Origin of the sequence: Streptomyces candidus, assembly GCF_014207445.1 — a bacterium.
GTDB classification, from domain to species: Bacteria; Actinomycetota; Actinomycetes; order Streptomycetales; family Streptomycetaceae; genus Streptomyces; species Streptomyces candidus.
In genome coordinates this window covers 1-20,315 of record NZ_JACHEM010000001.1, presented here as the reverse complement: position 1 = coordinate 20,315, position 20,315 = coordinate 1, and the positions used below count along the sequence as shown (strand labels likewise).

20 protein-coding genes are annotated in these 20,315 nt (G+C 72.9%); 9 read left to right on the top strand and 11 right to left on the bottom strand.

Annotated elements, in window-relative coordinates:
• Position 1: 1 nt before the first annotated feature.
• Together sufU and HNQ79_RS00095 are read left to right on the top strand one after the other, a co-directional pair.
• Entirely contained in the window at positions 2-466 is a 465-nt protein-coding gene (sufU, locus tag HNQ79_RS00100; protein WP_185025447.1) for a Fe-S cluster assembly sulfur transfer protein SufU, read from the top strand.
• A complete protein-coding gene (locus HNQ79_RS00095) occupies positions 463-801 on the top strand; it encodes a metal-sulfur cluster assembly factor (RefSeq protein WP_185025446.1) in 339 nt (112 codons plus the stop codon). Before sufU ends, HNQ79_RS00095 begins: the two co-directional genes overlap by 4 nt.
• A gap of 109 nt (positions 802-910) precedes the next feature.
• Here HNQ79_RS00095 and HNQ79_RS00090 read toward each other — a convergent pair whose 3' ends face one another.
• Positions 911-2,047, bottom strand: a complete 1,137-nt coding sequence (locus HNQ79_RS00090) for a DUF7847 domain-containing protein (RefSeq protein ID WP_185025444.1) — start codon at positions 2,045-2,047, stop codon at positions 911-913.
• Positions 2,048-2,370: 323 nt separating this feature from the next.
• Between HNQ79_RS00090 and HNQ79_RS00085 the strand changes: the two genes are divergently transcribed.
• Together HNQ79_RS00085 and dapD are read left to right on the top strand one after the other, a co-directional pair.
• The gene (locus HNQ79_RS00085) at positions 2,371-3,609 is read left to right on the top strand and encodes an MFS transporter (RefSeq protein ID WP_373312440.1); all 1,239 of its coding nucleotides are present in this window, start codon (positions 2,371-2,373) and stop codon (positions 3,607-3,609) included.
• Between the two features lie 10 nt (positions 3,610-3,619).
• Positions 3,620-4,609 (top strand): 2,3,4,5-tetrahydropyridine-2,6-dicarboxylate N-succinyltransferase, encoded by a 990-nt coding sequence (gene dapD, locus HNQ79_RS00080; protein WP_185025441.1) that lies wholly within the window; start codon positions 3,620-3,622, stop codon positions 4,607-4,609.
• A 177-nt stretch (positions 4,610-4,786) separates the two neighbouring features.
• Here the strand turns inward: dapD and dapA are convergent, their stop codons facing one another.
• The gene (gene dapA / locus HNQ79_RS00075; RefSeq protein ID WP_185025439.1) at positions 4,787-5,692 is read right to left on the bottom strand and encodes a 4-hydroxy-tetrahydrodipicolinate synthase; all 906 of its coding nucleotides are present in this window, start codon (positions 5,690-5,692) and stop codon (positions 4,787-4,789) included.
• A gap of 173 nt (positions 5,693-5,865) precedes the next feature.
• On the opposite strand from dapA, the gene HNQ79_RS34400 reads away from it, so the two are divergent.
• Positions 5,866-6,504, top strand: coding sequence for a DUF4232 domain-containing protein (locus HNQ79_RS34400; protein WP_185025437.1), 639 nt, complete (start codon positions 5,866-5,868; stop codon positions 6,502-6,504).
• A 102-nt stretch (positions 6,505-6,606) separates the two neighbouring features.
• A complete protein-coding gene (locus HNQ79_RS00065) occupies positions 6,607-7,335 on the top strand; it encodes an antibiotic biosynthesis monooxygenase (RefSeq protein ID WP_185025435.1) in 729 nt (242 codons plus the stop codon).
• Between the two features lie 24 nt (positions 7,336-7,359).
• Here the strand turns inward: HNQ79_RS00065 and HNQ79_RS00060 are convergent, their stop codons facing one another.
• Positions 7,360-9,219: a DUF8508 domain-containing protein gene (locus HNQ79_RS00060; protein ID WP_185025433.1), complete on the bottom strand. Its 1,860-nt coding sequence runs from the start codon at positions 9,217-9,219 to the stop codon at positions 7,360-7,362.
• Between the two features lie 223 nt (positions 9,220-9,442).
• Here HNQ79_RS00060 and HNQ79_RS00055 point away from each other — a divergent pair, with 223 nt between their 5' ends.
• Positions 9,443-10,921, top strand: coding sequence for a hypothetical protein (locus HNQ79_RS00055; RefSeq protein WP_185025431.1), 1,479 nt, complete (start codon positions 9,443-9,445; stop codon positions 10,919-10,921).
• A gap of 226 nt (positions 10,922-11,147) precedes the next feature.
• On the opposite strand, the gene HNQ79_RS00050 is transcribed toward HNQ79_RS00055, so the two are convergent.
• Both HNQ79_RS00050 and HNQ79_RS00045 read right to left on the bottom strand, forming a co-directional pair.
• Positions 11,148-11,969, bottom strand: coding sequence for an SDR family NAD(P)-dependent oxidoreductase (locus HNQ79_RS00050; RefSeq protein WP_185025429.1), 822 nt, complete (start codon positions 11,967-11,969; stop codon positions 11,148-11,150).
• Between the two features lie 88 nt (positions 11,970-12,057).
• Positions 12,058-13,479: a serine/threonine protein kinase gene (locus tag HNQ79_RS00045; RefSeq protein WP_185025427.1), complete on the bottom strand. Its 1,422-nt coding sequence runs from the start codon at positions 13,477-13,479 to the stop codon at positions 12,058-12,060.
• Between the two features lie 725 nt (positions 13,480-14,204).
• Between HNQ79_RS00045 and HNQ79_RS00040 the strand changes: the two genes are divergently transcribed.
• The gene (locus HNQ79_RS00040) at positions 14,205-14,432 is read left to right on the top strand and encodes a hypothetical protein (protein ID WP_185025425.1); all 228 of its coding nucleotides are present in this window, start codon (positions 14,205-14,207) and stop codon (positions 14,430-14,432) included.
• Between the two features lie 138 nt (positions 14,433-14,570).
• Here the strand turns inward: HNQ79_RS00040 and HNQ79_RS00035 are convergent, their stop codons facing one another.
• The 6 genes from HNQ79_RS00035 to HNQ79_RS00010 all read right to left on the bottom strand — a co-directional run bounded on the left by HNQ79_RS00035 (position 14,571) and on the right by HNQ79_RS00010 (position 19,481).
• Positions 14,571-14,753 (bottom strand): hypothetical protein, encoded by a 183-nt coding sequence (locus tag HNQ79_RS00035; protein WP_185025424.1) that lies wholly within the window; start codon positions 14,751-14,753, stop codon positions 14,571-14,573.
• A 101-nt stretch (positions 14,754-14,854) separates the two neighbouring features.
• Entirely contained in the window at positions 14,855-16,087 is a 1,233-nt protein-coding gene (locus HNQ79_RS00030) for a TerD family protein (RefSeq protein WP_185025423.1), read from the bottom strand.
• A 92-nt stretch (positions 16,088-16,179) separates the two neighbouring features.
• Positions 16,180-16,398 carry a hypothetical protein gene (locus HNQ79_RS00025; protein WP_185025422.1) on the bottom strand — a complete coding sequence of 73 codons (219 nt, stop codon included), beginning with the start codon at positions 16,396-16,398 and terminating at the stop codon, positions 16,180-16,182.
• A gap of 89 nt (positions 16,399-16,487) precedes the next feature.
• The gene (locus HNQ79_RS00020; protein WP_185025421.1) at positions 16,488-17,318 is read right to left on the bottom strand and encodes an NAD-dependent epimerase/dehydratase family protein; all 831 of its coding nucleotides are present in this window, start codon (positions 17,316-17,318) and stop codon (positions 16,488-16,490) included.
• 84 nt (positions 17,319-17,402) lie between these two features.
• Positions 17,403-18,647: an MFS transporter gene (locus HNQ79_RS00015; RefSeq protein WP_185025420.1), complete on the bottom strand. Its 1,245-nt coding sequence runs from the start codon at positions 18,645-18,647 to the stop codon at positions 17,403-17,405.
• A 129-nt stretch (positions 18,648-18,776) separates the two neighbouring features.
• Positions 18,777-19,481, bottom strand: coding sequence for an MBL fold metallo-hydrolase (locus HNQ79_RS00010; RefSeq protein ID WP_185025417.1), 705 nt, complete (start codon positions 19,479-19,481; stop codon positions 18,777-18,779).
• A 126-nt stretch (positions 19,482-19,607) separates the two neighbouring features.
• On the opposite strand from HNQ79_RS00010, the gene HNQ79_RS00005 reads away from it, so the two are divergent.
• Positions 19,608-20,225: a TIGR03086 family metal-binding protein gene (locus HNQ79_RS00005; RefSeq protein ID WP_185025415.1), complete on the top strand. Its 618-nt coding sequence runs from the start codon at positions 19,608-19,610 to the stop codon at positions 20,223-20,225.
• Positions 20,226-20,315 lie beyond the last annotated feature (90 nt).

Below are 20,315 nucleotides of genomic sequence, written 5' to 3'. Positions count from 1 at the left end.
TGTGAAGCTGGATTCGATGTACCAGGAAGTCATCCTGGACCACTACAAGCACCCGCACGGGCGCGGTCTTCGTGACGGCGACGCCGAGGTGCACCACGTCAACCCCACGTGCGGCGACGAGATCACGCTGCGGGTGAAGTACGACGGCGAGCGCATCGAGGACGTGAGCTACGAGGGCCAGGGCTGTTCGATCAGCCAGGCCAGCGCCTCCGTCCTCAATGACCTTCTCGTCGGCAAGGACCTCGCCGACGCGCGGAAGATCCAGGAGACGTTCCTGGAGCTGATGCAGTCCAAGGGCGCCGTCGTGCCCGACGAGGCGATGGAGGACATCCTGGAGGACGCGGTCGCGTTCGCCGGGGTGTCGAAGTTCCCCGCCCGGGTGAAGTGCGCCCTGCTGAGCTGGATGGCATGGAAGGACGCGACAGCCCAGGCCCTGGGCGAGAGCGCGAAGAAGGAGACGGCATGAGCGACGAGACGACTGTGACGACCAAGCCGGCCTCCGAAGAAGAGGTCCGCGAAGCCCTGTACGACGTGGTCGACCCCGAGCTGGGCATCGACGTGGTCAACCTGGGCCTGATCTACGGGGTGCACGTCGACGACGCGAACATCGCGACCATCGACATGACTCTCACCTCGGCGGCCTGCCCGCTGACGGACGTCATCGAGGACCAGGCGAAGTCCGCCACCGAGGGCATCGTCAACGAGCTCAAGATCAACTGGGTCTGGATGCCGCCGTGGGGCCCGGACAAGATCACCGACGACGGCCGCGAGCAGCTGCGCGCGCTCGGCTTCAACGTCTGAGTTCCCCTCCGTACGCACGACTGTGCGTATGGCTGTGCCCCCGGTGCTCCGTGTGAGCGCCGGGGGCACAGCCGTGTCCGCGTGCGCGGTGTTGTCGCAGCCGCGTGCCTCAGTGCCGCGGCGGCGGCGGGACCTGTGCGGCGTCGATCAGCGCCGGGGCCAGGCCCTCGCGCCGGATGCGCTGGTCGACGTAGAGCAGGCCGGTGGTGAGCTGCGGGAAGTAGGTGACCAGGATCTGGCTGATGAAGCTGCCGAGCAGGCTGATCAGCACGTAGCCGCCCACGGAGAGCATGATCTGTGCCGCGGCGGCGGCGTCGTCCGTATGGTCGACGTCCATGCCGGGGACCATGGAGAAGGCGCCCAGGAGGTTGAACGGCATCTGGATGAGCGAGCTCGCCACGGTCGCCATCAGCCACAGCAGCAGCGTGATGCCGAAGATCCGCCACCACGAGCCCTTCACCAGGCGGGCCGAGCGGCGCAGTGCCTGCACCGGGCTTGCGGACTCGAAGACGGCGACCGCCGGGGCCAGGCTGAACAGCACCCACAGCCACACGGCCGCGGGCGCGAGCAGCAGCCCCAGCCCGAGGCCGACCGCCGCCCACACACCCGCCGCCTCCCCGCCCCGGTTCTCCACGACGGTGAGCATCAGGGCCACGTACCCCGCGGACAGCAGGGCCCCCACCAGCAGGGACAGCAGCCACGGGACCGACAGCGCCCCGAGCACCGCCGGGAACCGGCGCACCGCCCGGCCCCACACCTGGCGGAACGTGACCGGCCGGCCGAGTACCGCTTCCTGGAGCACGGCGGGCGAGGCCGCCTGCGTCAGAGCGGAGGCGGCCATCAGGCACAGCACGCCGAAGAGAGCCGCCACGCCGAAGGTCACGGCGACGCTGACCAGGGCCGAGGTGGGCGGGTGGGAGTCGTTGGCGCGGATCGAGCGCTCGATCACGTCGAACTCGTCGGTGCACAGGGCGTAGGCGACGGCCATCGCGCCGCACGCGACCAGCAGCGCCGTCCCGTACGCCACGGCTGCCGTGCCCAGCAGCGGCTTCCAGTACCGGCCGAAGGCCGAGAAGGTGCCGCCCAGGATGTCGCCGAGGCCCAGCGGACGCAGCGGGACCACACCGGGTTTCGGCGCGTCCGGGAGCGGCGCCCAGCCGCCGTTCCAGCCGTATCCGGGGCCCGGGGGTCCGGGCGGGGGGCTGCCGGGGGGTCCGCCCGAGTAGTGGGTCACTGCGTGCTCCATGGGGTGGGTGTGTGCGAGGGGAAGATCGGCGGCCCACCGTATCGGGGTTCGAACGGTCTGCGGAATTCCGTGCGGGGGCGGGAACGACCGCCGGTGCGCGGAAGACGTCTCCGTCACGGCGGGGCGCGCCGAGGACCGCACCGAGGGCCCGGTCCACGCTCGCCGTGATGTCCGTGTCGCCGGAGACCACCTGGAGACCACCTCGCGGATAGTTCGGTCGCGGTCGACGACCAGGATCAGGTGGGCCTCCCTTTGCGTCGTTGACCTGCGGTGACGATGCTGCCATAGTCGGTTCCCAAAAGGAACTGAGGGGCGGGGCAGGCATGTTGGGGACTTTCAGGGACATACCGAGGGCCGTCTGGCTGCTGGCGTTCGGGATCTTCTTCAACAGCGCGGTCGCCTTCACCTTCATCTACCTTTTCGTGTACCTGACGGACGAGCGGGACCTGTCCGTCCCGCAGGCCGGGCTGCTCAGCGGCATCGGCGGCCTCGGCCTCGTGGCGGGCAACTTCACCGGCGGCTGGTTCGGGGACAGGTTCGGCCACCGGCGGACGCTGCTGGGCGCGGCCGTGCTCGCCGGGGCGGCGCTGTGCCTGCTGCCGCTGATCCCGGTCGCCGCGCTGTACGGCGTGCTGCCGCTGTGCCAGTACGCCCAGGGCGCCGTCCGCGCCTGCAACTCCGCGCTCGTCGCCGTCAGCGTCCCCGAGGTGGCCCGCAGGCAGGGCTTCGCCGTGATGCGGGCCGCGGGCAACGCGGGGTTCACCGTGGGCGCGCCGCTCGGGGCGCTGGTCGCGCTCACGTTCTCGTACACCGCGCTCTTCGTGGCCGACGGGATCGGGACGCTCCTCTTCGCCCTGTACGTGTCCCGGGTGATGCCCGCGCGCGGCGCGGCGGTCCGCAGGCCCGGACCCGGCGGCGGGAAGAGCATCCGGCGGGAGCTGCGCGACCGGCCCGCCCTGGTGGTGCTGCTGGTGTCGGTCTTCCTCGCCGACCTCGTCTACCGGCAGCTGTTCTCGACCTTCCCCGTCTTCCTGGCCGACCACGGCCTCAGCACCCAGGTGTACGGGTGGCTGTTCGCCCTCAACGGCGGAGTCATCCTCCTCCTCGAACTGCCCGCCGCCGCGGCGCTGCGGCGGTACGCGCCGCTCGCCGTCGTCGGGACAGGCCTGATCCTCGTCGGCCTCGGCTACGGGCTGCTGGTGTTCGGGGCGGGGATCGCACTCGCGGCGGCGATGATGCTGCTGCTCACCGCCGGGGAGATCCTGTACAAGACGCCGGCGACGGCCTTCGTGGCGGACCAGGCGCCCGCGCACGCCCAGGGGCGGTTCCAGAGCCTGTACGCGGGGGTGTCGGTGAGCGGGGTCGTACTGGCGCCGCCGCTGGGCGGGGCGCTGTACGCGGCGTCGCCGGAGCTGCTGTGGCCGGCCTGTACCGCGCTGGCCGTGCTGGCGGGAGCGGCGGTGCTGGCGGCGGGGCGGATGCGGGGCTCCGGGGAGGCCGGGCCCGGTGACGTGCGCCCGGAGGGCGAGACCGGTTCGCCCGCGCGGGCCGCCGCCGGTTAGGTTTCCTGTCATGACCGATACGACTGTTTCCCGCACCACCGGCGCTGTCGCCGCCGGACTCGCCACCCTCGCCGCCGACGGCACCGTCCTCGACACGTGGTTCCCGGCGCCCGAACTCGTCGCCGAGCCCGGCCCGGCCGGGACCGAGCGCCTCACCGACGAGCGCGCCGCCGAACTGCTGGGCGCCGCCGCGCCCAAGGCCGTCGGCCCCGACGCCCGCCGCGGTGTCGAAGTCGTGGCCGTACGCACGGTCATCGCCTCGCTCGACGACAAGCCGCTGGACGCCCACGACGCGTACCTGCGTCTGCACCTGCTCTCGCACCGGCTCGTCCAGCCGCACGGGCAGAACCTGGACGGCCTCTTCGGGCTGCTCGCCAACGTGGCCTGGACCTCGCTCGGGCCGGTCGCCGTCGACTCGGTCGAGGAGGTGCGGCTCAACGCGCGCGCGGAGGGACTGCACCTGATGGTGACCTCGGTGGACAAGTTCCCGAGGATGACGGACTACGTCGCGCCGAAGGGTGTGCGGATCGCGGACGCGGACCGGGTGCGGCTGGGCGCGCACCTGGCGTCGGGCACCACCGTGATGCACGAGGGATTCGTCAACTTCAACGCCGGGACGCTCGGGACGTCCATGGTGGAGGGGCGCATCTCGGCCGGCGTCGTCGTCGGTGACGGCTCCGACATCGGCGGCGGCGCGTCGACAATGGGCACGCTGTCGGGCGGTGGCAACATGCGGATCACGATCGGCGAGCGCTGCCTGGTCGGCGCCGAGGCCGGCGTCGGTATCGCGCTCGGCGACGAGTGCGTGGTGGAGGCGGGTCTGTACGTCACCGCCGGGACGCGGGTGACGATGCCGGACGGACAGATCGTGAAGGCGCGGGAGCTGTCCGGGGCCTCGAACATCCTGTTCCGCCGGAACTCGGTGACGGGTGCGGTCGAGGCCCGGCCGAACAACGCGGTCTGGGGCGGGCTGAACGAGGTGCTGCACAGCAACGACTAGCGGCGGGTCAGGGGGGCGGCGGGGCAACCGTACGAGCTGCCCCGCCGGGGGGCGGAGTCCGTCGAGCTGCGTGACCTGCGGGCCGTGCGAGTGGCCGGAGCGCCCATGAGTCCCGGCGCACAGGATGCCCGCCCGCGCCGCCCCCTCGCCCCTGCCCGCCCGGTTGCCACCCCCGTGTCAGCAGTCGTCGCCCATCAGCTCCCCGTAGGCGGCCAGCAGCGCGTCGAGCACGTCCGAGGACGCCGGCTGCAAGGGCTCGCGGACCGGGCCCGCGGGCAGCCCCAGCGCGTTGAGCAGCGTCTTCGCGGTGACCGTGCCGGGCAGGCCGGACGCCATCATCAGCTCGGCGAGCGGGAGGGTGCGCCGGTGGAGGCGTGCCGCCCGGTCCACGTCGCCGTCGCGGTGCGCCCGGAGAGGGGCGGCCATCGCGTGCGGGACGACGTTGGCGAGCGTACTGACGAACCCGGCGCCGCCGACCGCGAGCAGGGGCAGGTTCAGCTCCTCGCTGCCCGAGTAGTGCGCGAGGCCGGTGCGGTCGATGACCCGGGCCGCGCCGAGCAGGTCGTACGAACAGTCCTTGACCGCCGCGATGCGGGGGTGCCCGGCGAGCCGCAGCATCGTGGCCGGCTCGATGCGGACACCGGTACGGGCGGGGATGTCGTACAGCATCAGCGGGATGCCGACCGCGTCCGCGACCCGGCAGAAGTGGGCCTCGATCGCCGCCTGGGGTGGCCTGCTGTAGTACGGGGAGACCACCAGCAGCCCGTCCGCTCCGGCCCGTTCCGCTTCGCGGGCCAGTTCCACGGTGTGTGCGGTGCTCGCGCTGCCGACACCGGCGAGGAGCGGGACATCCGGGCCGACCGCCTCCCGCACGGCGGCGACGAGCGCCGTCTTCTCTGCGTCCGAGGTGGTGGGGGACTCGCCGGTGGTGCCGTTCAGGACGAGACCGTCGCAGCCGCCCGAGGTGACCAGGTGGCCGGCGAGCTTCTGGGCGCCCGGCAGGTCCAGCGCGTCACCGCTCGGGGTGAACGGGGTGACCATCGCGCACAGGGCGCGGCCGAAAGGAGTCGGGGGAGCTGTCATGAACGCAGTGTCGGGCGCACGGACCGTTCAGGTCCACTTAGATTTCCTTAGGGGAAAACATAAGCAGAAGTGGACGGTGGGCCGGAGTGGCGGGTGCCCGGCCGGAGTCTGACATGATCCGCGCAGACGAGGCGCGGGCCGGTCCGCGCGAGCCGGGGGGATCCTGTATGGGCGTGCGTACGCGAGCGAAGGCGGCGGCGGTGCTGCTCGGGGCGCTGGCCCTCACGGGGTGCGACGGCTTCCTCGTACCGGAGGGCGAGGGAGTGCCGCGGCCGGCCGGGAGCAGTGCCCCTCCCGTGTCCCCGACGCCGACGCGGGGAGCTGCGGCCCCCGATGGTCCGGGGCGTCCCGCCGCGCCGCCGCCGGCCGGCGCCCCGCACAGCCCTCCCGCCCCGCACAGCCCTCCCGCCGCGCGGGACTGCCCCGCCGGAGTGCGCGTCGGCATGGGAGAGATCCAGGCGGCCCTGATGCACCGGTTGGCCACCCTCACCCTCACCAACTGCGGCGCGGCGCCCTACCGGCTCTCCGGCCGCCCCTCGGTCAAGGCCTACGCCTCCGACGGCACGGCCGTCGACATCGAGGTGAACGTCCGCGAGGAGGGGAAGAAGGCCGATGCCGAGGTGGTGCTGCCGCCCGGCGGCGTCGCGTACTCCCGGCTCGACTGGCGGCCCTACGACGGGGTGGAGAAGGCGCAGACGCTCAGGATCGCGGCAGGGCCGGGGCACTCGGCGCGCAGCTTCGCGCTGGAGGAGGACGTGCGGATGGTGGACGCGTTCGACGTCACACCGTGGGACCTCGCTCCGCCGCGGTGACGCACCGGACAACCCGCTTGACCTCAACCGGACTTGACGTCCCAGAGTGATCCCCGTAGCCGCGCAGGGAACCCGCCCGGGCGCGCCGACGAGGAGACCGACATGACCGCAACCGTGACCCGCAGCCGCCCCGACCTGACCCGGCCGGGGGTCGGCGTCGTCAAGGTCAGCACCTGGGACGTCGGCTCGCCCCAGGCGCAGCGGGCGGCCGTCGCCGCCATCGAGAGGGCGTGGCTGTCCCGGGACTGGCCCGACACGGGACTGATCTCCTACAGCGTCTACGTCGGCGAGGACGGCAGGACGCTCATGCACTACAGCCAGTGGAGGAACGAGGAGGCGTACCGGGCGTTCGTCGCCGGGGAGCGCGACGAGCGGAACGCGGAGATCGACGCCGCCGTGCCCGGTGTGCGGCGGCTGCGGCTCGACTCCTACGACCTGTACCGCAGCAGTCCCACCGAGGGTGACGACCGGCAGCCGGGCAGCGTGGCGCTGATCGAGGTGGACTTCGAGGGGCCCGGCCGGGCACGGGCCCGGGAATGGGTGGACACCGTGTTCGCCGCGCTGGAGGGCCCGCCCGGAGAGGCCGACGGCCCGCGGGCGGTGGCCGACGGCTCGCTCGCCGCCCACTTCCACGTGAGCCTCGACGGCGCCCGCGCGCTCAACCTCGCCGAGTGGGTCGACGCCGCCTCGCACGAGGCGATGATGAACGCACCGAAGGGCCCGGCGGGGGAAGTGCCCGCCGAGTGGCGGCGCGTCCACGAGTTCCCCGGCCTGGCGAGCAGCCAAGTACGGCGCTACACCCCCGCGTTGTCGCTCGGCGCGGGGGCGTAGCGGGCGTACGGCGGCCGTCCCGTACTACGGACGGAAGCGCAGCACCTGCGGGTCGTGGTCGCTGTTCTGGTCGGCGAACTCGGCGTTGATGTGCACGCTGTCGTAGCTGAAGCCGCGGATGGCCGGACTGGTCAGGATCTGGTCCAGGACCTGGCTGTTGCCCTGGAAGACGTACGAGTAGCGCTCGCTGCGGGGCAGGGACTCGATGGCGGCGGTCAGTGCGCCGTCCGCGGCCAGGGCCTTCGTCGTGGCGGAGAACTCGAAGTCGTTGATGTCGCCGAGGACGAGGACGTTAGCCCGGCGGTCGGCCTTCAGGACCTCCTTGACGAAGGCGTTCACCGACTGCGCCTGCTGGAGGCGCTTGGTCTCCGAGGAGCGGACCGGCGGCTGGTGGTGCGAGGACAGGGCCTCGTCGCCGCCCTTGGAACCGAAGTGGTTGGCGACGACGATGACGGGCTTGCCGCGGAAGGAGAACTCGGCGGCGAGCGGCTTGCGGCTGTTCTCCCAGGCGGCGTTCGCGGGGTCGACGCGCCCGGGGGAGAGGGTGAGCGCGGCGCGCCCCTTCTCCCGTACGACGCCGGTGGGCGTCGTCGCGTCGCCGCCCGCACGGTGGGTGAAGGAGACGCGGGCCGGGTTGTGGAGGAAGACCTGGCGGATGTTGCCGCCGGGTTCGCCGCCGTCCTTGTTGTTCTCCGGCGCGATGGAGGTCCATGCGTAGGCCGGGCCGCCCGCCGCGCGGATCGCGTCCGTGAACTTCCGCACGGTGGCCTCGGCGCCGACCGTGCCGTCGTTCTTCGCGCCGTTGTCGTCCTGGATCTCTTCCAGGGCGACGACGTCGGGGGAGGCGAGGTTGTCGACGACCGCGCGGGCGAGGGCGTCGAACTTCTCCTGCGGGTCGGCGGGATCGAGGTTCTCGACGTTGTACGTGGCCACGGCCAGCTCGTGGCGGGACTGCGGGCGGGTGTGCTCGCGCTTGAGGCCGCGGTCGGCGACCGTGCCCAGGGTGCGGGCGATGAGCGTGTAGCCGCCGTACTGGTTGAAGTCCAGCGGGCCCTCGGCACCGCCGGTCAGCACGTCGCCGACGTTCGCCTTCGGGAAGGGCCGCTCGGCGAGCGGGGCCAGCTGCTGGATCTGGAGGCGGCCGGTGTTCTGCGAGGTGTAGCTGCCGTAGAGGGTGCCGCCGCGGCGGGTGTCGTTCTCGTACGGCTTGACGGTGACCCACAGCTGGGCGTGCCGGTCGGACGCGCCGACCACCCGGGAGGTGCCGATCCGTACGTTGGCGCCTTCGAGGGCCTCGTAGTGGTCGAGGGCGTAGCGGGAGGGGGCGAGGGGCAGGGCGTTGATGCTGTTCTCCGCGGCGGGGTCCCCCTGGGGGGAGTAACGGGCCGGAACCGTACGCGAGTTGATGACGACCGGGGCCGGCACCGGGTTGCCGGAGGAAACGACCGTCACCGTCGGCCTGGAGAGCTGGGTCAGGGACTGGTTCCCGGACTTCAGGCCGCCGGGTATGTACTCGGTGACCGTGCCCGAGACCTTCACCGCGTCGCCGGCCGCGACCGTCGGCGCGGAGCTCGTGAAGACGAAGACGCCCTCGCTGGTGGCGGGGTTGCCGTCGCCCTTCGGGTCCTGGAACCAGAAGCCCTTCGAGCCGTACGTACGGACCCCCGTGACGATGCCCTCGACGTCCGCGACCTGCTGTCCGGCGAGCGGGGAGACGCGGGTGGTGCCCTGGATGTCGTGGATGCGGACCGGGGCAGTGTCTCCCGCAGCCGCGCTCGTGGCGCCGGTCAGGAGGCCTGCGGCGAGGGCGGTGATGAGGAGGGTGGCGACCGCGGTGGTTCTCGGCAGGCCGGTGATCTTCGGCAGGGAACGGCGGGACGTCATCGGGGGACTCCGGGGAGGTGAGTGCGGCGGGGGGTGGGAAAAACAGTTCTACGCGCGTCAATCTCTTGCGTACGTACGGGTGTTGTCAAGGTTTGTCGGATGATCCTCCGATGGACGAAACCTGACGGGTACATGAACCCGGTGGGATCGGTGCAAATACGTCTACGCTGGGGGCCGCTCAACCGAAGTGCCCCCAGGCATGTGCCCCGAGGAGAACCCCCAGATGTCCGAAGACCGACCCACCCTGCCGCCGGTGCGGCTGCACTCGGACGCGGAGCTGGCGCGGGACGCGCTGGCCGCGCCGCTGTTCGCCCGCGCCGTCCGACTGGCCCGCTGGGTCGCTCCCGGCACTCGGGTCGACGCGGGCGGCGATCTCTTCGACGAGCAACTGGGCGAAGCGGCGCAGGTGTTGAACCTCGGCCCGGCGGACGGCGTCGAGGACGCCGAGGACGCGGCGGCGTACGCGAGCGAGGCGTGGCGCACGGCCGTCGACACCGGGCTCGTCGAGGTCACGGATCCGGACGACCCGGAGGCCGAGGGAGCATCGGGAACCGCGGGGCCGGGCGACGCACTCGCCCTGGTCGCCCAGGGCAGCCCGCAGGACGTCCTCGCGCTGTGGCTGGAGGCGTTCGAGACGGCCTTCGCCGACGCCGCCGCTCCGGTGCTCGACGACCTCGGCGCGCTGCTCGGCGACGGTGGCGAACTCGACTTCGATGCCCTGGACTGGGACCCGCGGCAGGAGGCGGAGGACCTGGAGAACGTCCTCGGAAACCTGTATCTGCTGACCGTCGCAGACGGCGGCACGGGCGACTCCCCGGTGCCGCTGCCCGCGCTCGCCGCCTCGATGATCCTCCCCGACGACATGGGCGAGCCGACCGACGACGTACTGGAACAGGTCTCGGAAGCCATGATGCGGCTCGACGACCAGTTCCAGGTGCTGGAGGCGGTGGGCCTCGTCGAGTACACGCCGGTGGACGAGGCGCTGATGGCGGAGGAGGAGTCCGGCGCGCCCGCCGTGGCCGAGGAACTCGACGAGGAGGACGTGTCCCGGTACGGCCTGGTGCGGCTGACGCCGCTCGGCCTGTACGGGGTGCGGGCGCGGATGCGGGAGGCGGGAGTCGACGCCCCGGCCGTCGGAGACCTCGCCGACAAGGGCGCGGACGTGCTCCTCGACGGCATCGCGCACTTCCCCGAACTCGCGGGCCGCGCGGAGATCGAGCAGTGGCTCGCGCAGCGTGAGCCCGCGGACGCGGCACGGGAGCTGCTGGCGGCGGCACGCGGCGTCGACCCGGGCGGGCCACTGCGGCGGCTGCGCTGCCAGCAGGCGCTGTCCCTGGTGGGAGCGGCTGCGGAGGCCGCCGTACGCGAGCAGCTCGACGACCTCGAACTGGGCGGTCTCGCCCGGGTGTGGCTGGTGGAGCAGGGTTCGGCACGGGTGCCGGCGCCGCCGGAGGAGATGGTGTTCTGGCTGGCCGTCGACACGATCGCCGCGCAGCTGGAGGTGGCGGACGGGGCGTCGCCCGAGCTGAGGGAACTGGTCGCCGGGCTGACCGGGCGGCACGAGGGGTTCTTCGAGCGCGCGTGGCGGGTCGGGCATCCGGCGGTGGCAGAGGTACTGGAGGCGGTGGGGCGGCTGCACCCGGAGAAGGGTGCGGCGAAGGAGGCACGCAAGGCGGCCTTCAAGGCGCGGTCGCGGAGCTAGGAGACGTCCCCGGGCCCGATGGGGCCCGGGGACGGCATGCCCTTGGGGCGGGGCGCCACGGAGTTTGAGGGCCCCGCCCGCCCGGGGCCCGCCTTGGGGGCGCCCCCAGCCCCTGACCTCTGCTGTCGCTGTGCCCGCCTGGCGCCCCCCACCTCGGGTCCTCGGTCCGCCAGGCCGGCCTGAGCCGTCGGCCAAGGGGCCGCCTGGCCCGGATTCGGGAGAAGCATCAAGTGCGCAGGTAGGACGCGCCGTTGAGATCCAGCACCGTGCCGGATGCCCATTCGGCCGCCGGGGACGCGAGCCACAGCACGGCTGCCGCGACCTCCTCCGCGGATGCCACCCGCCCGAACGGACTCTGCGCACGGATCGCCTCCCCCTCGGCCCCCGCCAGCCGGTGTGCCACCCGCTCCGTCTCGAAGAACCCGGGCGCGACGGAGGCGACGCCGATCCCGTACGGCGCGAGGTGCACGGCGAGCGACTGGCCCAGTGCGTGCACCGCCGCTTTCGTCGCTCCGTACGCGGGGTGGTCGGGCTCGCCCCGGAACGCGCCGCGCGAGCCGACGTTGACGATCCGGCCACCGCCGCCCTGCCCGATCATCCGGTGGGCCGCGAGATGGCTGAGGTGCGCCGTCGCGAGGAGGTTGACGGAGACGTGGCTCTGCCAGGTGGCGGCCCAGTCCTCGTACGACGTGGTGGCGGGCGGATGCGGGAGGTTCACGGCGGCGTTGTTCACGAGCACGTCGAGTCCGCCGAGGCCGTCGGCGGCCTCCCCGGCGACTTCGACGGCCCCCTCGGGGGCGGACAGGTCGCCGCCGACGAGCACGTGCCCCGTCCCGGAGAGCGAAGCGAGCGTCGCCTGCGCCTCGTCGCGCCGTGAGGCGAAGTGAACGGCGACGCGGTCGCCGTTGGCCGCGAACGCCTGCGCAAGCGCGCGGCCGAGACCGCGTGACGCCCCGCTGACAAGGACGCGGCGGCCGGTGGGCGGGAAGGGCGTGGGGCGGGGTGCAGTGGGGTCGGGGGAGGTGGCGGGGGCGGGTGCGTCAGTCATGTGGATCATGATGCCGCGCCCGCGCGAGAACGGCGGAGGGGGACGGCCGACTCTCGGCGCGAGGCACGAGACCGGCAAAGTGTCCGGGTCAGTGTCCGGATCGGTCGGGCAGGAAGCGCGCCATCCAAGCCGGGAATCCGCGGCGACGGGGCGTGGGGAGCGCACCGGGCGCGGACGCGGGGGTCGTTGCACATTCCGGTGCAGGCATGGGCGCGGGGTCCGCAGGCGTGTCCCGGGCGGAGGCGGTGGCACGGGAGGGACCCGGGGGCGACGTCGGCGGGGGTGACGGTACGGCGGAGGGGCGGCCCGGCGCGCTCGCGGGGTCGCGCGGGGGCTCGGCAGGGCGGTGCGGCGGATTCGCGGGGTCGTGCGGCGGCGTGGTGTGGCGGTGCGACGGGTTCGTGGGGTCGTCGTGCGGCGGGTTCGCGGGGCGGAGCGACGGGTTTGTCGGCGCGCGCGGGGGCGTTCGTGGGTCGCGAGCAGCGGGGGTGTCCTGCGAGGGGGCGGGAGGCGCTTGGGCGGCTGCCCGTGGGGCGGCGAACCGGGACGGCGTGCGGGGGGAGCCTCCCTCGGGCCACGGCGCGGGAGCGTGCCGAGCCGGGGTGCGGAACGCCTCCGGTATGGCCTCCGCCAGCTCGGGCCCGGCGTCGACCAGTTCCGCCAGCGCTTCCTCGTGCTCCCGTACGACCCCGAGGATCGGCTCCTCCAGCCACCACGGAACGGATCCCGCCGCCCGTCCCGCGCACCAGGCGAGCGCCTCCGGACCGGTCGGCCGGTCGGCCGGGTCCATCGCCAGACAGCGCCGCAGGAAGCCCTGCCACTCCCCGCCGGGCACGCCCAGCAGGTCGGGGGCCTCGTGCAGGGTGCGGTGCATGACGTCGCGGGCGGTGCCCGAACCGTACGGATTGCGGCCCGTGCTGGACAGGGTGAGTAGCGCGCCCAGGGCGAACACGTCGGCGGGCGGACCGACGGCGGCGGCTCCCGCGGATCCGGTGAGCTGTTCCGGGGCGAGGAAGCCGAGCTTGCCGTCCGCGGTGTCCTTCGCCGTTCCGAAGTCGAGGATCTTGGGGCCGGTCCGCGAGACGACCACATGGGCGGGCTTGAGGTCGCGGTGCACCAGACCGGCCGCGTGCACGGCGCCCAGGGCCTGGGCGAGCGCGGCGCCGAGTGTGCCCAGAGCGGCCGAGTCCATCGGGCCGAGCGTACTGATCGTGTCCACCAGGGAGGGGCCCGCGCAGAACTCGCTCGCCAGCCAGGGGAGTTCGGCGTCGGCGTCCGCGTCCAGCACGGCTGCCGCGTACACGTCGTGGACGGACCTGGCCGCCGAGGTCTCGCGGCGGAAGCGTTCCCGGAAGCCCGGATCGGCGGCGATACGCGGGTGCACGGTCTTCAGCGCCACCAGGTGCCCGGCGGGGTCCCGTGCGAGGTCCATGCGTCCCGTGCCGCTCTCCCCGAGGGGCGCCACGACGCGGTACCGCTCCGGCCGGGCTGCGGATGATGCGGCTGCCATGCCCGTGATCCCCTCTGTCGACCCGGCCCCGAGCCGCGGATGTGGCTGCCTGACGCAGTGTGCGACGCGGGGGAGGGGGTGCGTGGTTGCGGCCGTCGCAGGAGTGACGCATCCCACGGGCGCGCGTTCCCACTGCTCCGCCGCATACTCCCACGTACGTGCCCGCGTTCGCCCACGTACGTGCCCGCGTTCGCCCACGTACGTGCCCGCGTTCGCCCACGTACGTGCTCGCGCTCGCGCTCGTGCGCGCCCGCGTGCGCATGGAGGCGCAGTAGGCGTACGCCCGCGGACGGGTCCGGCGCAGCTCGCTTCCGTAGGCCGGCGGCCGGCGGCCGGCGGCCTACGGTCGGCGCTCAGCGATCCGCGGTCGGCGGCACGGTCCACGCTCGGAGGGACGCCGTGGGCCCGCGCGACGGCCCGGCCCGGCGCCTCCCGTCCCGTTCGAACAGCGAGCCGGTCGCGTACTCGAAAGGGGAAGCGCCGCCGACGATCCCGACGCGTTTCGACGACCCGGCCGGCCCCGAAACCGCCGAAGCGGCGGAGCGCCACCGCGACGGCCGCGCCGGGTCCTGAACAGCACCGGCGACGGTGTCCCGTACGCCGGGCGGGGCGCACGGCCGACCGGCGTCGTTGGGGCCGGTGGGAGCCCTGCGAGGGGCCGGACCTGGGAGGCGAGTGGGAGGCGGGCATGGCATCTGCCGTCCCGTGGGCGCATACTGAAGGTAATGACAAAGCCAGCCGGAGCCCGGCGACACCTGCCGTCCAGTCCCTTCAACGTCCCGGCCCCGGCCGCCCCGCCCATTGAGAACTACGAGGTGGGGGACCGGGTTTCGCATGATCAATTCGGACTCGGACGAGTCGTGGGGGTCGAGGGAGACCTCGCCGTCCTCATCGACTTTTCCGGACGCCAGGGGCGGATCCTCAGCCCCTACTCCAAGTTGACCAAGCTCTGAGCCCCCGTGGCTCCGGGATAAAACGCCCCCGCCCCGTATCCGGATCATCACGATTCGGGAACGGGGCGGAGTCGTTTGGTGCTGCGGGTTTGAAAGCAGTGCGGCTGGTGTTCGCGGGGCCGCTGTTCGAGGTGAGGTCTACGGGGCCGGTTCCGGCGTCTCGTTCATCGCGGCCGCCCACTCGACGAGGAGCATCTCGTACTCCTCCGAGGGCCAGGCCTCGTCCGTCGTCTGCGCGTCCACGAGCCGGCGAATCGCCGCGTTCGTCTGGTCCGCGCCCGAGGACGGTGCCCCGGCGGCGGACGGAGAGGTGGTGGACATGCCTTCCAGGCTACGTGCGGCCATCGGCGACCAAACCCATCGGGCGCGTGGTGTCGGTCACGGGGCCAGGCCTCTCCGTCCTCGCCCGCCCCAGGAGCCCCTTAAAGAGCCTGAGCGGCGGGCTTCACCATGCCGCGGACCGTCCGGGACTTGACGAATTCCCCCATACCGGTCATTTCCCACTCACCGCTGAACTGCTTGATCAGCTTCGCCATCATCACGCCGGTCTGCGGCTCCGCACCGGTCAGGTCGAAGCGCACCAGCTCCTCGCCCGTCCGGGCGTCGATCAGACGGCAGTAAGCCTTGGCGACCTCGGTGAACTTCTGCCCGGTGAAGGAGTTCACCGTGAACACCAGCCCGGTCGCGTTCGCCGGGATGCGGCCCAGGTCGACGACGATGACCTCGTCGTCGCCCGCGCCCTCCCCCGTCAGGTTGTCGCCGGAGTGCTTGATCGCGCCGTTCAGGATCGACAGCTTGCCGAAGTAGCAGCTGTCGATGTGCTTGCGGTCCGGACCGTAGGCGATGACCGAGGCATCCAGGTCGATGTCCTTGCCGCGGAACGCGGGCTCCCAGCCCAGGCCCATCTTGACCTGCGAGAGCAGCGGCTGCCCGCCCTTGACCAGGGAGACGGTCTGGTTCTTCTGGAGGCTGACCCGGCCCTTGTCGAGGTTGATCTTGCCGGCGCCCGGTGCGGGAGCGGCGGGCGCGGCCGGGGGAGCGGCGGGCGGCTGCGGGGCGGCCTGACGGGGGTCGTACGACGGGACGGGAGCGGATGGTGCGGAGGCGGGTGCGGCAGGAGGCGTCACCGGGGCGGCAGCCGGCGCCTGGGCGGGCTCCTCGACCGAGACGCCGAAGTCGGTGGCGATGCCCGCCAGGCCGTTCGCATAGCCCTGACCGACCGCGCGGACCTTCCAGGCGCCGTTGCGGAGGTAGACCTCCACGACCACGAGGGCGGTCTCGGAGCCGAGCTGCGGCGGGGTGAAGGACGCGATCACGCTGTTGTCGTCGGCGCCGCGCACCGTGGCCGTGGGCTCGATGCCCTGGAACGACTGGCCGGCCGCGTCGGGGCTCGCGGTGACCACAACCCGCTCGATGCCGGGCGGCAGCGCACCGGTGTCCACCACGATGGCGTCCGGGGCCGAGCCGCTGCCCGAGCGGTAGGTCACGCCCGGCCCGGTGGGCTGGTTGTAGAAGATGAAGTCGTCGTCGGAACGCACTTTGCCGTCGGCGGTGAGCAGCAGGCCCGATACGTCGAGCCGCACCGGGGCGGCCACGTCCACGGCCACGCGGGCGGTGGGAAGCGGAATGTTCGAGCCAGGGGTCATTGCGGTCATGCCTGGGGTAACGACCGGGAAGGCTTTGCCGTTCCCTTACCTTGCGAAGAATTCCGTCAAGGAAGCGGTCAGGACCCGGGAGATGGCGTTGATCAGCGGTTTCGCGGGTGATTGCGGGCGGTGCGCTCGTTGCCGAACTTGTACGCACCGGTCCAGCGGGCCATGACGAGCTGCGGGTCCCCCGACTCCACCTCGGCGAGGAACCTCGCCGCCCGGCCCCCGCGCAGGGTGGAAGCGGCGCGCTCGCGATGGGTGAGGACGACGGTGCCGTCGGCACGCTGCTCGTAACGGAATCCCTGGGGTTTCGGCATGGACCGCATGGTTCCCGCCGAGTGCGGGCCCCCGCAACCGGTTTCCGCGCCCCGGCGGCGCGAGTCGCGGGCCGGACGGCCGGACCGGGTCAGTACGGCCATTGCGGCGGGTCCACGCAGAACGCGCCGCCCAGAAGATCGTGTTCCGCCTCTCCCGGCTGCGGTTCCCCGTGCTCCGCCAGGAGCTTGTCCGCGTACTGCTCGGAGTCGTCCTGCGGTGCGTAGCCGAGCGCGCGTGCCGACGAGAGGTCCCAGCGCAGCCGGGTGTTGGCGGACGACCCGTACACCACGGCGTGCCCCACCGACGGCGCGGTCAGCGCCGCGTCGAAGAGCCGGGCGGCGTCCCCCGGGCTCAGCCACAGCGACAGCATCCGTACCGACGTGGGTTCCATGAAGCAGGAGCCGATGCGCACCGACACCGTCTCCAGACCGTCGCGGTCCCAGTAGAGCTGCGCGAGGTCCTCGGCGAAGGCCTTGGACAACCCGTAGAAGGTGTCCGGGCGGTGCGGCGTCTCCACCGGTACGGGAGGGCCGTCCGGACCCGGCAGCGGGGTGAAACCCACCGCGTGGTTGCTGGAGGCCTGGACGATCCGGCGCACGCCCGCCTCCCTGGCCGCCTCGTACAGGTTGTACGTCCCCTCGATGTTCGAGCGGAGGATCTTCTCGAAGGGGGCCTCCAGGGAGATGCCCGCCAGGTGCACGATCGCGTCGACGCCCGCCACGGCCTCACGCAGCGCGTGCTTGTCGCCCAGATCGGCGGTCACCGCGTGCGGCTCGCCCTCGATGGGCGTCGCGTCGAAGAGCCGCAGCGAGTACCCGTACGCCGGGAGCAGTCCCCGCATCAGGGTGCCCATGCCGCCGGCGGCGCCGGTGAGCAGGAGTGTACGGGGCGTGCCGGGGGTGCGGGGCGAGTCGGACATGGAAGGGGGCTCCTCGGGAGTTCCACGGGGCACACCGGTGGGGGCGGCGACCGACGCGACGCTATGGAGCCGGTCACCGATGCGTCAAGTGGTGCGCCCGGCACGGCGATTCGCCCCGCCCCGCACGACGAGCGCGAGAGCGACCGCCACCCCGCACCCGGCGATCCCCACCAGCACCACCCGGTGGTCGACCACCGCGATCAGCGCGGAGCCCGCCGCGATGGCGGCCGCCATCGGGCCGTACACCAGGAAGTGGGCGCTCGCCGAGACACGTCCCAGCATCGCGTCCGGGGCCTCCCGCTGGACGGCCGTTGTCGCGCCGACCAGCACGCACGGCAGCCCGGCCCCGATGCCGGCGCTCGCCACCAGCACGACCGCGTCGTACGGCAGTGCCCGCAGCCCCGCCGACAGGGCGAACAGAGCGATGCCGGCCGCCGCGAACACCCGCTCCGGCAGCCGCCGCAGCAGCGGTAGCGCGAGGATGCCCAGGATCACCGTGCCCGCGCCCTGCGCCGCGTACATCACTCCGGCGTAGGTGGGGGAGTGGCCGAGCCCCTCGTCCACGACGGCGAAGAGCGCGGCCCCGTTGACGCCGGACAGCACCATGGTGGCGGCGCCGGCGAGCAGGAGGGGGCGCAGGACGCCGGAGCCGAGGAGGAAGCGGCTGCCCCTGGTGGCCCCGTAGCGCGGTTCCTTGGGGCTGGTGGGCTGCGCGGGGCGATCCTCCCGTACCCGCAGCAGCATGACCAGCCCGGCCGCCAGCGCGCACGTGACCGCATCGAGCAGGGCCACGGACGGCCCGCCGAACCGGGCGAAGAGCGCCGCCCCGGCCAGCGGTGCCAGCAGCTTCACGCCTTCCTGGGCGGTCATCCGCAGCCCGTTGAAGTCGCCCAGGAGCCGGGGGCCGACGGCGGTCGCCACCAGGGCGGACTCGGCGGCCTGGCAGAGCGTGCCGCCGACCCCGTACAGGAGGAGCACGCCGAACAGGACCCACACCCTGTCCGCACGGTCCACGGCGCACAGTGCCGTCAGCAGCACCGCCAGCGACAGGTTGACGGCCACCAGCAGTGGCCGGCGCGGAAACCGGTCGGCGACCGCCCCCAGCAGCGGCCCCGCCAGTACCGGCAGCCACATCGAGAACGTGGTCAGCGCGGCCAACGAGTCCGAACCGGTGAGCGACTTGACCCACACACCCGCCACCAGCCACAGGGCGGTCGTTCCGAAGCCCGTCACGACGACGACCGTGAGGAAGAGGGATGCGTTGCGGTCCCGCAGCACCTGCCGCGCCCCGGCCTGCGGGCCCGTGCCGTGGCCTGTTCTCGCCGTCATCGGGTGACCGCCTCCTCCTCGGGGATGCGGCCAGGGTGGCAGTGGCGAGGCGGTGTACGGATCGGCGTGTTGCCCTGGGGGAAACGCTTCGAGGGGCCTCAGGCAGCGGGTCCCGGGGAGGCGGAATGCCTACGGTGTCCAGACCGCGCGGTCGTGGGCGAACAGCACGCGCCCCGGCGCGAACGCGGCCAGCCGCGCCCACCACGGAGGGGCCGCAGGACCGCTGCCCGTCCGGTGGGCGAGTTCCGCGTGGCTGTAGTCGGAGGCGACGTCGCAGGCCTGACCGGCCAGGACCGTGACGCACCCCGAAGGAGCGGTCGGCTCGACCACCAGCGACTGGTGACCGTCCGTGTGCCCCGGTGTCGGCACGACCGTCACACCGGGCCGGATCTCCGCCTCGCCGTCCAACTCCTCGTAGGCCACGGCACGTCCGGGCGGGTCCACCAGCGCGTCGATGGTGTAGTCCCCGGCGCGAGCGGCGGCGAGTTCTCTGGCCTGTACGAAGACGGGGAGCCCGGGGCGCAGTTCGCCCAGGAGCGGGTTGCCGCCGATGTGGTCGAAGTGGAGATGGCAGTTCACGACGGCGGTCAGGTCCTGCGGGGCGACCCCGGCCGCTGCCAGGGCGGCGGTCAGCTCCCGCCTGCGCGGGCGGTAGTGGTCCTCGGCGTAGGCATCCCCCGCGCCGATCCCGGTGTCGAACAGCAGCAGCCCCTGCGGGTGGCGCACCAGGTAGGCGAGCGCCGCCTCCGCGCGCGCGTGGCCGGTGCCGGTCTCGGTGGCGGGTCGTACGAAGTGCCCGAGGTCGAGTCGGCGAATCGACGTCTCTTCACTCATCCACCCACCCTGACATGGGACTTCGCCATCATCTGCGTGAATTTCGGCCCCGGCCGATGAGTTTCGGGAGCGGGGCCGGTCCTTTCTGACGGCAGGGCTTCGTACCGTTTCAGGGAGAGGGACAAGATGGCCATCACCACGACCGCCGCCCCCACCGACGTCGTGTTCGATCTCGCACCGGCGGCCCGGCGGGTGGCCGAGCTGATCGGCGGAGTCGGCGACGAGCAGTTGCACGGGCCCACGCCCTGCGCGGAGTTCACGGTGCGCGATCTGCTGGCGCATCTGGCGGGACTCACCGCGGCGTTCCGGGACGCCGCGGCGAAACGGACGGGGGCCTGGAGCGAGAGGTCCTTGGCGGAGGGGACGGGGCGTCCTCTCGCCGCGGACTGGCGGCGGGGCCTTCCGCGACGGCTCACGGAGCTCGCGCAGGTCTGGCGCAGGGGCGAGGCGTGGCAGGGGTCGGCCAGGGCGGGCGGCGTCACGCTGACGGCGGGGGTCGCCGCGCAGGTCGCGCTCGGCGAACTCGTCCTGCACGGCTGGGATCTGGCCCGGGCGACCGGGCAGCCGTACGCGTGCGACCGGCCCAGCCTGCAGGTGGTGTACGCGCTGCTGGCGCCGGAGGCCGACAATCCGGCACGGCAGCCGATGTTCGGCCCCGTGGTGGACGTACCGTACGGATCGGACTTCCTGGACCGCGTCGTGGGGCTCGGAGGACGAGATCCCCGGTGGGCGCCCGCCACCTAGATGAATGAGTCCGATGTCTTCAGTGGTCGTAGGCGATCAGGGAGCGTTTGACTGCGGCGTCGGTGGTCCAGTTGTGCCAGATGCCAGCGG

Bases quoted from the DNA above. Each gene is read 5' to 3' on its own strand.
- HNQ79_RS00030 (WP_185025423.1), bottom strand. From the start codon at position 16,087: ATGACCGCAATGACCCCTGGCTCGAACATTCCGCTTCCCACCGCCCGC.
- HNQ79_RS00090 (WP_185025444.1), bottom strand. From the start codon at position 2,047: ATGGAGCACGCAGTGACCCACTACTCGGGCGGACCCCCCGGCAGCCCC.
- HNQ79_RS00020 (WP_185025421.1), bottom strand. From the start codon at position 17,318: ATGTCCGACTCGCCCCGCACCCCCGGCACGCCCCGTACACTCCTGCTC.
- HNQ79_RS00060 (WP_185025433.1), bottom strand. From the start codon at position 9,219: ATGACGTCCCGCCGTTCCCTGCCGAAGATCACCGGCCTGCCGAGAACC.
- HNQ79_RS00040 (WP_185025425.1), top strand. From the start codon at position 14,205: ATGACAAAGCCAGCCGGAGCCCGGCGACACCTGCCGTCCAGTCCCTTC.
- HNQ79_RS00035 (WP_185025424.1), bottom strand. From the start codon at position 14,753: ATGTCCACCACCTCTCCGTCCGCCGCCGGGGCACCGTCCTCGGGCGCG.
- HNQ79_RS00005 (WP_185025415.1), top strand. From the start codon at position 19,608: ATGGCCATCACCACGACCGCCGCCCCCACCGACGTCGTGTTCGATCTC.
- HNQ79_RS00095 (WP_185025446.1), top strand. From the start codon at position 463: ATGAGCGACGAGACGACTGTGACGACCAAGCCGGCCTCCGAAGAAGAG.
- HNQ79_RS00065 (WP_185025435.1), top strand. From the start codon at position 6,607: ATGACCGCAACCGTGACCCGCAGCCGCCCCGACCTGACCCGGCCGGGG.
- HNQ79_RS00045 (WP_185025427.1), bottom strand. From the start codon at position 13,479: ATGGCAGCCGCATCATCCGCAGCCCGGCCGGAGCGGTACCGCGTCGTG.
- HNQ79_RS00025 (WP_185025422.1), bottom strand. From the start codon at position 16,398: ATGCCGAAACCCCAGGGATTCCGTTACGAGCAGCGTGCCGACGGCACC.
- HNQ79_RS00085 (WP_373312440.1), top strand. From the start codon at position 2,371: ATGTTGGGGACTTTCAGGGACATACCGAGGGCCGTCTGGCTGCTGGCG.
- dapD (WP_185025441.1), top strand. From the start codon at position 3,620: ATGACCGATACGACTGTTTCCCGCACCACCGGCGCTGTCGCCGCCGGA.
- HNQ79_RS00050 (WP_185025429.1), bottom strand. From the start codon at position 11,969: ATGACTGACGCACCCGCCCCCGCCACCTCCCCCGACCCCACTGCACCC.
- HNQ79_RS00055 (WP_185025431.1), top strand. From the start codon at position 9,443: ATGTCCGAAGACCGACCCACCCTGCCGCCGGTGCGGCTGCACTCGGAC.
- HNQ79_RS00010 (WP_185025417.1), bottom strand. From the start codon at position 19,481: ATGAGTGAAGAGACGTCGATTCGCCGACTCGACCTCGGGCACTTCGTA.
- dapA (WP_185025439.1), bottom strand. From the start codon at position 5,692: ATGACAGCTCCCCCGACTCCTTTCGGCCGCGCCCTGTGCGCGATGGTC.
- HNQ79_RS00015 (WP_185025420.1), bottom strand. From the start codon at position 18,647: ATGACGGCGAGAACAGGCCACGGCACGGGCCCGCAGGCCGGGGCGCGG.